This window comes from Actinotalea sp. C106 (assembly GCF_023630195.1).
Taxonomy (GTDB): Bacteria; Actinomycetota; Actinomycetes; order Actinomycetales; family Cellulomonadaceae; genus Actinotalea.
In genome coordinates, this window is the sequence record NZ_JALPKN010000473.1 from 1 (window position 1) to 1,513 (window position 1,513).

Here is a 1,513-nt window from a genome sequence, read left to right on the forward strand (position 1 = left end):
CGCCACGACCCCCGAGGCCCCGGACGGCAGGCGGTCCCCGCGCGTCGTCGTCGTCGGAGGCGGGCCCGGGGGCTACGAGGCCGCGCTGGTGGCCCGCCGCGCGGGGGCCGAGGTCACCCTCGTGGAGCGCCAGGGCCTGGGCGGTGCGACCGTGCTGACCGACGTGGTGCCCTCCAAGACGCTGATCGCGACCGCCGAGTGGATGACCATCGCGGACCGAGCCCCCGAGCTCGGCATCCGCAGCCTCGGCCAGCAGGCCGACAGCCCGGCGAGCGGGCACGAGGTGCTCCTCGACCAGGTCAACGAGCGCGTGGTGCGCCTCGCCCGCGCGCAGTCAGCGGACATCCGCACCCGCCTGGTCGACGAGGGGGTCGACGTCGTCGACGGCACAGGTCGCCTCGACGGGCCGCAGTGCGTGGTCATCACCCCGACCGACGACGGGTCCCCCGAGCGCCGCTGCGACGCCGACGTCGTGCTCCTCGCGACCGGCTCGACCCCGCGGACCCTGCCCGCGGCCGAGCCCGACGGCGAGCGCATCCTCACCTGGACCCAGCTCTACGGGCTCGACGCGCTGCCCGAGCGCCTCATCGTCGTCGGCTCGGGGGTGACCGGGGCCGAGTTCGCCGGGGCCTACCGGTCCCTCGGCTCGGAGGTCGTGCTGATCTCCTCGCGGGACCGCGTGCTCCCGGGGGAGGACGCCGACGCCGCGCAGGTCATCGAGGACGTCTTCCGGGACCGCGGCATGGTCGTCAAGGGGCAGTCCCGTGCGGCGTCCGCCCGGCGCACCGCCGACGGGGTCGAGGTCACCCTCGAGGACGGCGAGGTCGTGACAGGGTCGCACTGCCTCATGGCCGTGGGCTCCGTACCGAGCACGCAGGGGATCGGCCTGGCCGAGGCCGGGGTGCGGCTGACCGATCGCGGGCACGTCGACGTGGACCGCGTCTCGCGGACCAGCGTGCGCGGGGTCTACGCCGCCGGGGACTGCACGGGGGTGCTGCCGCTGGCCTCGGTCGCGGCCATGCAGGGACGCATCGCGATGGCCCACGCCCTGGGCGACGCCGTCGTGCCCCTGGACCTCGAGACGGTCGCTGCCAACATCTTCACCGCCCCCGAGATCGCCACGGTGGGCGCCTCGCAGGTCTCCCTCGAGGAGTCCGGCGTCCGTTACGTCTCGACCTCCCTCGAGCTGGCGCGGAACCCGCGCGCCAAGATGCTCGGGATGAAGGACGGGTTCGTCAAGATCTTCGCCCACGCCACCACGGGCATCGTGCTCGGCGGCGTGGTGGTCGCACCGCGGGCCGGGGAGCTGATCTTCCCGTTGACCCTCGCGGTGAGCCACCGGCTGACAGCCGACGACGTCGCGCAGTCCTTCACCGTGTACCCGTCGCTCTCGGGCTCGATCGCCGAGGTCGCACGGGTGCTGCACCAGCGCCGGGCGTAGGCCCGGGCGCTGCGGCCCGGCGGGCGGCTCAGCCGAGCAGCGTCCGCAGGGTCGGCCAGGCCTCGGCGAAGG

The 1,513-nt window shown here is 74.9% G+C and carries 1 protein-coding gene; it reads left to right on the top strand.

Annotated features, from left to right (window positions below):
• Positions 1-1,441: NAD(P)H-quinone dehydrogenase (locus L0B03_RS17730; RefSeq protein WP_250448319.1), on the top strand; the 1,441-nt coding region annotated here is incomplete at its 5' end.
• Between the last annotated feature and the right edge of the window lie 72 nt (positions 1,442-1,513).